This is a genomic window from Roseateles albus (genome assembly GCF_028595345.1).
Classification (GTDB): Bacteria; Pseudomonadota; Gammaproteobacteria; order Burkholderiales; family Burkholderiaceae_C; genus Paucibacter_A; species Paucibacter_A albus.
This window is the reverse complement of the sequence record NZ_JAQQXT010000029.1, coordinates 1-9636: the sequence shown is the minus strand read 5'-3', so window position 1 is coordinate 9636 and position 9636 is coordinate 1. Positions and strand designations below refer to the sequence as shown.

Annotated in this window: 3 protein-coding genes; 1 reads left to right on the top strand and 2 read right to left on the bottom strand. The window is 55.1% G+C overall.

The genetic code is table 11. The annotated features are described in order from the left end of the window. Window positions 1-8109: hypothetical protein (locus PRZ03_RS23615; RefSeq protein ID WP_458296235.1), on the bottom strand; the 8109-nt coding region annotated here is incomplete at its 3' end. 398 nt (window positions 8110-8507) lie between these two features. Between PRZ03_RS23615 and PRZ03_RS23610 the strand changes: the two genes are divergently transcribed. Then, complete coding sequence (locus PRZ03_RS23610) at window positions 8508-9179, top strand: NBR1-Ig-like domain-containing protein (RefSeq protein WP_273602550.1); 672 nt, start codon at window positions 8508-8510, stop codon at window positions 9177-9179. Window positions 9180-9251: 72 nt separating this feature from the next. Here PRZ03_RS23610 and PRZ03_RS23605 read toward each other — a convergent pair. Further along, a partial coding sequence (locus PRZ03_RS23605) for a hypothetical protein (RefSeq protein ID WP_273602549.1) occupies window positions 9252-9636 on the bottom strand: 385 nt, incomplete at its 5' end.

Genomic DNA, 9636 nt, shown 5'->3' with positions numbered 1-9636 from the left:
GCTCAGCGTGTTGGCGCCGCTGTTGCCGATGATGATATTGGCGAGGGTATTGCCCGTGCCGTTGATCGGGGCCGCACTCGCAAGCGTCTCGGCCGCATTGCGGGCGAGCATGATCTTGGCCGTGGCTGCCGGTGCAGCGTCCAGCAAGGTCAGATTTTCTAGATTTGCGCCGAGCGTGAAGGTAATCGTGGACTGCACGGTGTCCGCCGAGCCCTGGCCGGTCAACTCGGTGACGGTGTCGCCGGCAGCATCCACCACGTAGATATCATCCCCCGTTCCGCCGAACAGGCTGTCATTGCCCGCACCACCGTTCAGCAAGTCATTGCCCGCACCACCGTTCAAGGTGTCATTGCCCGCACCACCCTGCAACTGGTTACTCTCGCCATTGCCGGTCACCACCACGCCCGCCGCGCCGGTGATGATCACGTTCTCGATGTTGTTGCCTAGCGAGTAGTTCAGGCTGGTGATGATCGTGTCATTGCCGGCGTTGGCTTGCTCGGTCACCACATCGGCCAATGAATCCACGTAATAGGTATCGTCGCCCGTGCCGCCCAGCATCTGGTCGTTGCCGGCGCCGCCGTTCAGCGTGTCGTTGCCTGCGCCCGTGGCGATGTAGTCATTCGTTGCGCCAACGGCAGCGGCCGAGTTGTCGATGAGATCGTCGCCGGAGCCGGTCTGGACCAGCAGGCGCTCAAAGTTGCTCACCGTCACGCCGTTGACAACCTGGGCGGCGCCTGCCGCATTGACCCAGGTGATCGACTGTGAAGCCTCGCTCCAGTTGGCGAAGAAGGTGTCGCTGCCACCCTTGCCGTCATAGACGCCGGTGCCGCGCGCAAAGATCAGGTCGTTATCGGCAGCGGCACTGGAGGCGCTGACGCTGAGGTTCTCGATGCCGGTGAACTTCAGGGTTGCAGCCCTAGCATTTCCCATATGGTAGTAGACCGCGTGAACTTGCAGCAGATTTGTTGCTGCGGTCTGCACATAAGTGTCGATCAGCTCAAAGGTAGAGTTCACATCCACCCCCGTCACTGCTTTGCCGTTTACGTCCGTGCCTTCCCACCAGATGCGGCCGTAGCCGTATACGTTGAAATTGGTCAAGTCAGCGTTCAAACGGTCCGTGCCTGCGCCACCCGACACGTTGTCGACGCCGTCAACGATCAGACTGATCGTGTCGTCGCCAGCACCGCCATTCACGGTGTCACTGCCTGCACCGGTGTTGGCGGTGTCGTCGCCCGCGCCTAACTCCACGTAGTCGGCCATACTCAATGCGGCTGAGTCGATGCTGTCATTGCCGCTACCTGTGCGCAACAGCAGCCGCTCAAAGTTCGAGAAACTCGAACCCTGACCTTCATAGTTCACCCCGCTACCTGCCACAAAATTGATGCCGTTGGTGGCCGCCGAAAGGTCGGCGTAGATCGCATCGCTACCTGCTTTGCCGTCATAGACGCCGTTGCCGCGGGCCAAGATCAGGTCGTCATCGGCAACGGCACTGGAGGCGCTGATGCTGAGGTTCTCGATGCCGGTGAATTTCAGGGTTGCAAGCCTAGTATTTCCCAAGTTGTAATAGACCGCGTGAACTTGCAGCAGATTTGTAGCTGCGGTCTGCACATAAGTATCGATCAGCTCAAAGGTAGAGTTCACATCCACCCCGGCCACTGCGTTGCCGCTGGCATCCGAGCCTTCCCACCAGATGCGGCCATAGCCGTATGCGTTGAAATTGGTCAAGTCGGCGCTCAAACGGTCCGTGCCCGCACCACCCGACACATTGTCAACGCCGTCAACGGTCAGACTGATCGTGTCGTCGCCAGCACCACCGTTCACCGTGTCACTGCCTGCCCCGGTCTTGGCGGTATCGTCGCCAGCACCCAACTCCACGTAGTCGGCCATACTCAATGCGGCTGAGTCGATGCTGTCGTTGCCGCTACCTGTGCGCAACAGCAGCCGTTCAAAGTTCGAGAAACTCGAACCCTGACCTTCATAGTTCACCCCGCTACCTGCCACAAAATTGATGCCGTTGGTGGCCGCCGAAAGGTCGGCGTAGATCGCATCGCTACCTGCTTTGCCGTCATAGACGCCGTTGCCGCGGGCCAAGATCAGGTCGTCATCGGCAACGGCACTGGAGGCGCTGATGCTGAGGTTCTCGATGCCGGTGAATTTCAGGGTTGCAAGCCTAGTATTTCCCAAGTTGTAATAGACCGCGTGAACTTGCAGCAGATTTGTAGCTGCGGTCTGCACATAAGTATCGATCAGCTCAAAGGTAGAGTTCACATCCACCCCGGCCACTGCGTTGCCGCTGGCATCCGAGCCTTCCCACCAGATGCGGCCATAGCCGTATGCGTTGAAATTGGTCAAGTCGGCGCTCAAACGGTCCGTGCCCGCACCACCCGACACATTGTCAACGCCGTCAACGGTCAGACTGATCGTGTCGTCGCCAGCACCACCGTTCACCGTGTCACTGCCTGCCCCGGTCTTGGCGGTATCGTCGCCAGCACCCAACTCCACGTAGTCGGCCATACTCAATGCGGCTGAGTCGATGCTGTCGTTGCCGCTACCTGTGCGCAACAGCAGCCGTTCAAAGTTCGAGAAACTCGAACCCTGACCTGCATAGTTCACCCCGCTGCCCGCCACAAAGCTGATGTCGCTGCTAGCCGCCGACAGGTCGGCGTAGATCGCATCGCTACCTGCTTTGCCATCGTAGACGCCGGTGCCGCGGGCCAAGATTAGGTCGTCGTCGGCGACGGCACTGGAGGCGATGATGCTGAGGTTCTCGATCCCGGTGAATTGCAGGGTTGCAGCCCTAGCATTCGACAAGCCGTAATAGGCCCAATGAACTTGCAGCTGGTTTGTGGTGGCGGTCGAGACATAATTGTCGATCAGCTCAAAGGTAGAGTTGACATCCACCCCCGCCACTGCTTTGCCGCTGGCGTCCGTGCCTTCCCACCAAATCCGGCCTGCACCGTATTGATTGAAGTTGCTCAAGTCGGCGCTCAAGCGGTCCGAGCCCGCGCCACCCGACACGTTGTCAACTCCGTCAACGATCAGACTCATCGTGTCATCACCAGCACCACCATTCACCGTATCACTGCCTGCCCCGGTCTTGGCGGTATCGTCGCCAGCACCCAACTCCACGTAGTCGGCCAGACTCAATGAGGCGGAGTCGACATTGTCATTGCCGCTACCTGTGCGTAACAGCAACCGCTCAAAGTTCGAGAAACTCGAACCCTGACCTGCATAGTTCACCCCGCTACCTGCCACAAAGTTGATGCCGTTGGTGGCAGCCGACAGGTCGGCATAGATCGCATCGTTCCCAGCCTTGCCGTCGTAGACGCCGGTGCCGCGGGCGAAGATCAGGTCGTCGTCGGCGACGGCGCTGGAGGCGCTGATGCTGAGGTTCTCGATGCCGGTGAACGTCAGGGTTGCAGCCTTAGCATTCGACAGCGAATACCAGGCCCAGTGAACTTGCAGCTGGTTTGTAGTGGCAGTTTGTACGTAGCCGTCAATGAGCTCGTAACTTGAGTTCACATCTACCGCCGCAACGGCCTTGCCGTTGGCGTCTGTGCCTTCCCACCAGATACGACCATAGCCGTATGCGTTGAAGTTGCCCAAATCAGCGCTCAAGTTATCCGTGCCCGCCCCACCCGAGACAATGTCGACGCCGTCAATGACCATGCTAATCGTGTCGTCGCCGGCTCCGGCCTTGACGGTGTCGCTGCCGCCACCAGTCGCTGCGGTGTCGTTGCCACTGCCCAGCTCAAGATAGTCGTTCAGACTTGCGGACGAGGAATCAATGCTGTCCTGCCCACTGCCGGTCTTGATCAAGACACGTTCGAAGTTTGAAAAGCTTGACCCTTGACCGGCATAGTTGAGTCTGCTGCCCGCCACAAAGTTGATGTCGTTGGTGGCAGCCGACAGGTCGGCGTAGACCGCATCGTTTCCAGCCTTGCCGTCGTAGACGCCGGTGCCGCGGGCAAAGATCAGGTCGTCGTCGGCGACGGCGCTGGAGGCGCTGATGCTGAGGTTCTCGATGCCGGTGAACGTCAGGGTTGCAGCCTTAGCATTCGACAGCGAATACCAGGCCCAGTGAACTTGCAACTGGTTTGTAGTGGCAGTTTGTAGGTAGCCGTCAATGAGCTCGTAACTTGAGTTCACATCTACCGCCGCAACGGCCTTGCCGTTGGCGTCTGTGCCTTCCCACCAGATACGACCATAGCCGTATGCGTTGAAGCCGGCCAAGTCAGCGCTCAAGCTGTCCGTTCCCGCGCCACCCGACACATAGTCAACGCCATCCACAGTCAGACTGATCGTGTCATCACCCTCATCGCCATAAATCTTGTCGCTGCCCGTTAGACCAAAGATCTTGTCGTTGCCGCCAAAACCGTTGATGGTGTCGTTGCCATCGGTGCCGGTGATGAAGTCCGGGCCGTCGCCCGTGTAAATGCCCCCAACAAATGAACCTATGTAGGCTGCGCCGCCCGTCGCATCGCCGGCCTTTGCAGCTGTCCAGGCGGTGAGCACGTTGTAGCGCCCGGTGGCGGCATTAGCGCTGGTTCCTAGATCAACCTCCAAGGTCTCCAATTGACCGGCAGCGTGTGCCATGTCGATCACCAGGGCGCTGCGCACCAAGGTGCCTGCGCTGGTGTAGGTGTGTATGGCCAGGTCATCTCCATGAGCCACAAACCGTGTCTTGGCGAAGTCAGCGCTTGGCGCCATGAGGCGGAGCAGGTCGTTGCCGTTGCCCTGTTCGTTCACGATCGCAACATAGCTACCCGTGGATTCGAAGCTGTAGGTGTCATTGCCGGCACCGCCACTCATCTGGTCGTTGCCGCCTTTGGAGGTCAAGATGTCGTTGCCGTCGTCGCCATACAAGTAATCGTCGTCGGCATTGCTGTCGCTGTCATCGAACAGGCGGTCGTCACCGGAGCCACCGTAAACACGATCGGCCCCAGCACCGCCTACCAACACGTCGTTGTTGGCCCAGCCGTAAACCTCGTCATCGCCACCGCCGGCATAGACCTGATCATCGCCACCGCCAGTTTGAATGAAGTCGTTGGTTGCTGCGCTGGAGTTAGAAATGTAGTCGGCGCCGGAACCAGTCGTGAGCAAGAGGCGCTCAACGCCCGCAATGAAGACTCCATTGACGTTTTGCGCCTGACCGGGCTGGTTGGTCCAAGTCACACCCAAAGTATTGCTGCCCCAATCGGCGTAAAACGTATCGGTGCCGAGGCCGCCGTCGTAGCGGGTGCCATTTTGATAGACCAGCAAGTCATTGGCGCTAGAGCCGGTCAGGTCAACTTGGTAGCTTTCGATATTGGTGGCCGTGGTTCTGCCGGCCGATGCCAAGTTGAGCACATAAGTGGTGATGGGTGAATCAAAAGCCGCAACCAGCGCAGCAAAGCTGCTGCCGCTATTGAGGGCGCTGCCATTGATCTCGTAGCTGATGCCGTTGACGTAGGGGCCTGTGAGGCTGAGGTCGCCGATCAACTTGTCATTACCGGCGCCGCCGTCGATGGTGTCGATGCCTTTGCTGAGGACGAAGACGTCGTCACTCGCACCAGGTTTTCCAATCAAATTATTATTACCGGCGGTACCGTAAATATAGTTATCGCCAATAACTTGCAAGCCGTACGGGTCAAAAGTGCCGCTAAGAACCAAGCGGTGAAAGCCACTTCCGCCCAGGTTGTTCAAAGCATTAAATACAGATACAAGAGAAATTTTTGTACCTATAAAGCCTTCAGGAGGCTCTTCTGGCGTAATAACCAGGGACTCAACAACACTGGAATCGCTGCGTTGATTATGGATGACGACGGTCCCTTCATTGTCATCAAATGTGCCGAAGGTTCCAACAACATCCAAATCGATCCAAAGATCATTGTCTACTAGGGCGAAATTCAGGTCATCGATGCCGTCAAAATCAATGAGGCTCGGTGTCTCTTGAAAATACAATGTATCAATATTCCCATCACCAGACCCCGCCTCGTAAATATCATATTTCTCGTCACTTACTCGCTTAACAAGATACTCATCATTGCCGATGCCGCCCTGGAGGATATCCCCGCCGCTCTCGGCGAAAATATCATCGTCTCCAGCACCTCCCACCAGGGAATCGCGACCAAGACCAGAAATCAGAGTGTCATCGCCATCGAGGCCAGCCAAAATATTGTTTCCATCATTACCTACAATTACATTGGCAAGGGCGTTTCCGGTACCATCGATGTTTGCATCAAACCAAGCGAAGTTAGAATTGAGGGTAAGATTTTCAACATTGGCAGGGAGTGCATAAAAGGCACTGGCAATAACTGTGTCAACGTCGCCACTTTCCGACTCAATGATCGAATCTGATGAGTTGTCGACCAAATAAGTATCATCGCCAGCGCCCCCGATCAATACATTTCGAATTGACGGTAGGAGCAGCGACCCGAGCTTATCGTTTTTGGGCCCACCGAGAAAATAGTCTGTAAAGCCAACATTACCTGTGTCTGGCAATATATCAGAATCACCCATGAAATCAAAGGTTGGGGCAGGATCGCGCGAGGCATAAGAATAATCCTCGGTCGAAGCGGTCTCTTTTCCAGCCAGAGAAACTTCTAGGCCATAATCGATTTTGCTAAACATATCGCTGGCAAAACCGTGGATAGATGTCGAATCAGAATACGATGTATTCTGCAACTCTGAGTCGAGAGCCTTCGCTGCCGCCAAATAAATATCCATGCTGTGGTAATCAACATCACCATAGTCTTTGCCATTATCGTTACCCATTGTGTGGGTAAGTGGTGCGTCAACACTGACGACATAGCCTTGGTGATATTTAAGATCGGGAACAGGATCACCATCCATCTCTATGCAAATAACGCGCTCATCTAACGAGCCGGCCAGAAGATAGCCCGGTGCTGCAAATGTAACGGCCTCATAACTGACACCGGCTTTATCTGGATGTTTATCCATGTAAGCCAAGGCCATTCCCCCTCCCAAACTATGGCCTGTGACAAAGACTTTGGAGATATTTTCTCGAGCAACATAGGCATCGATCATGTCTACAAACGGTTTAAGCTCGGCATAGTGTTCAGACATATAGATCCAATCGAGCTCGTCCTCAGTTGGATCTACCACCTTCGATAAAATTCCTGCTTCGTCATTGTCGTTGGTGCCGCGAAATGAAATTACGACCGCGTCACCACACCTTGTCGCTAGAGCTGCAGAATTTGCGCAGTGATAAATACCATTCGACTCTATGAACCATTCTTTATCCACAACCTTATCGGCCTTGAGAGCTAAGGCAGCACCAACGGCCCCGACCACGCCCAAGCCTGCACCCATGGCCGCAAAAACCGCGAGCCCGAAGACTTCCTTCCAAGTATTTTCTACCTCTAACGTTGAAAATGATCCTGTACTGCCCGTACCTAGAATAACCGCATCAAGAACCTTCCAGTCGGCCACTACCCCAATCTCATGGCCATCAATCCTAATCGACTTGCCCTCTGTCGCATTTTTGTATTCGAGTAAAGCATAGGGTTTTATATAATTTTCCCCACTGCCGTGTCGAACCTCTCCAGCGGGGATGGGAGGGACACCCGTCTGTCCCATATGAAAATCCTCATTGTCATCAAGGCTGTAAACGGCCTTCGACAGCTGCGCAAAAGTTGTGTAATAGCCTTTCTGCAAAAAAATATCACCTATATTTTTTTCTCCAGCGCCATAATTCGTCAACCCGCTATTTATTGGAGCCTCTTGGGTCGTCAAAATAGAATTTGATTTTTGAGCTACATTCGCTTGCTCTTGCGGGGTCTCCTCTTGCGCCAAATTTTCGGTCGCCGCTACAGGCTCACCACCTACCCTAGCACCCTCAAAATTCCAAAAAGACTGAGGATTATTGGAAAAACCAATAAAATCCCCTCCATTATTTAAATCAATTCTTTTAATTGATCCCTGCACATCAACCGCAAGCAAATCTTTGATCGCCAATGGCGTCAATAATTTTGATTGAATATCTTCGTTCACAGAAATCTCAAAGGCATAATTTTCACGCAAATTGATGCCCATCGAAATTGGCAACTCTTTTGGATGACCAAAATCGGCCACTTGAAATTCATCACTGAACATTTCTTTTTTCATAATCAAGCTTCATCGATAAATTTACAAAGCCGCCACATGCGTCGACGGAAATTAACAGTTCGGCCTCCAACGGGCACTTTTTGCCATGTCCCCGCTTGGCAAGAAGATGCAACTCAACACCGCAGCGATTGAAAGCGCCACTTGGCCGGCAAACAAATCAGGCAGCTGCTTTGGGCATAGGCCGCACTCGGTAGCGATCAAGCCCTTCAACTGAGTCGTGCTTTCAAGGCTCCTGACGACTGAGCGCAGCGATCAACGCAAGCAAGCGCAAACAAAGTTTTTTTGAAATCGCAGCCGACTTTTGAATCTATCATTGCTAACGTCCAATCCACTGGACGAACGCTATCCCTAACCCCCTGAATAGGCGTAGGGTTAACCACGACTTCACACGCATAACCATGACCGAGACACTCAGCAGCTATGTGCGGATTCGCGCCCAGACCCTGGGCATCTCCACCACCGAGTTGTGCCGCCGTGCCAAGCTAAGTCGGCAAACCCTGCACAGCTTGCTGAACGATCAAGGCGCCAAACTGCCGAGCTTACAGACCGTCGTGGCCTTGGCACAGGTGCTGCAAGTTCACCCTCTTCGTCTTCTGCAACTGCTGTTTGATGAGCATCCGCCACTCGCATCCAAAAGGAACGCTCCGAGCCTCCTTGGTGATCAAAGCGCCTTCGTGCGAGACGTGAACTTTGCCGACGGCGCACTTGTTCTGCCTGGCCAGCGGTTTGTGAAGACATGGGAAGTCCAAAACGTCGGCCGTGTGGCTTGGCAAGATCGATTCATGCAGTGCATGGACGAAGAACTCATCGTGCAAACACGCGATGGCCGCACGATCCGAGTGGCTGACAACCTCATCCCCACGTCGACCTTGGTTCCCATTCCGAATACCGAACCTGGGCAAACGGTGATGATCAGCGTGGAACTCACCGCTCCTCATATGCCTGGAACGTTGTTGTCCTACTGGAAGTCTGTGTTTGCCGATGGAACGCTTTGCTTCCCAGAGGCACAAGGCCTGTCCGCGAAAGTGCGAGTCAGCACTCTCGCGACAGCTTCTCAAGAAATGCGCTGACGGCCCCAGACAGCCCAAAGGCGCGCGCGGCTGAAGAGCCGGCGGAGGCTCCAAGTTCAGACAAAAGGCGCATCAAGCCAAATGCAGCAAACTTGAAGTGCCATGACCATGATGCACGCCCACCAGCGTCAGTTCCAAGAGATCGCCCGACACATGCTCCTCAACCAATTGCTGTGCGTCGGCTCCTTGACTCCACGCATTCGCCACCGCGCCAGGTCCGCCGGGCGGCAGATCGATGTATGACGGCCCCGGCGCCTTGCCGAACAAGTCGTCCAACATTGACAAGTCAAAGAAGTCCACCAGCCCGTCGCCATTCAAATCAGCATCCGGGTCATCGGTGTAGAACACGCTGTCCAGCATCGACAGATCGAAGAAGTCCACCATCAAGTCCTGGTTGAGGTCGGCATCCACGACGTTGCCGTAACCATCGTTGTCGGTGTCTCGCTGATCGGCATTG

Bases quoted from the DNA above. Each gene is read 5' to 3' on its own strand.
- PRZ03_RS23610 (WP_273602550.1), top strand. From the start codon at position 8,508: ATGACCGAGACACTCAGCAGCTATGTGCGGATTCGCGCCCAGACCCTG.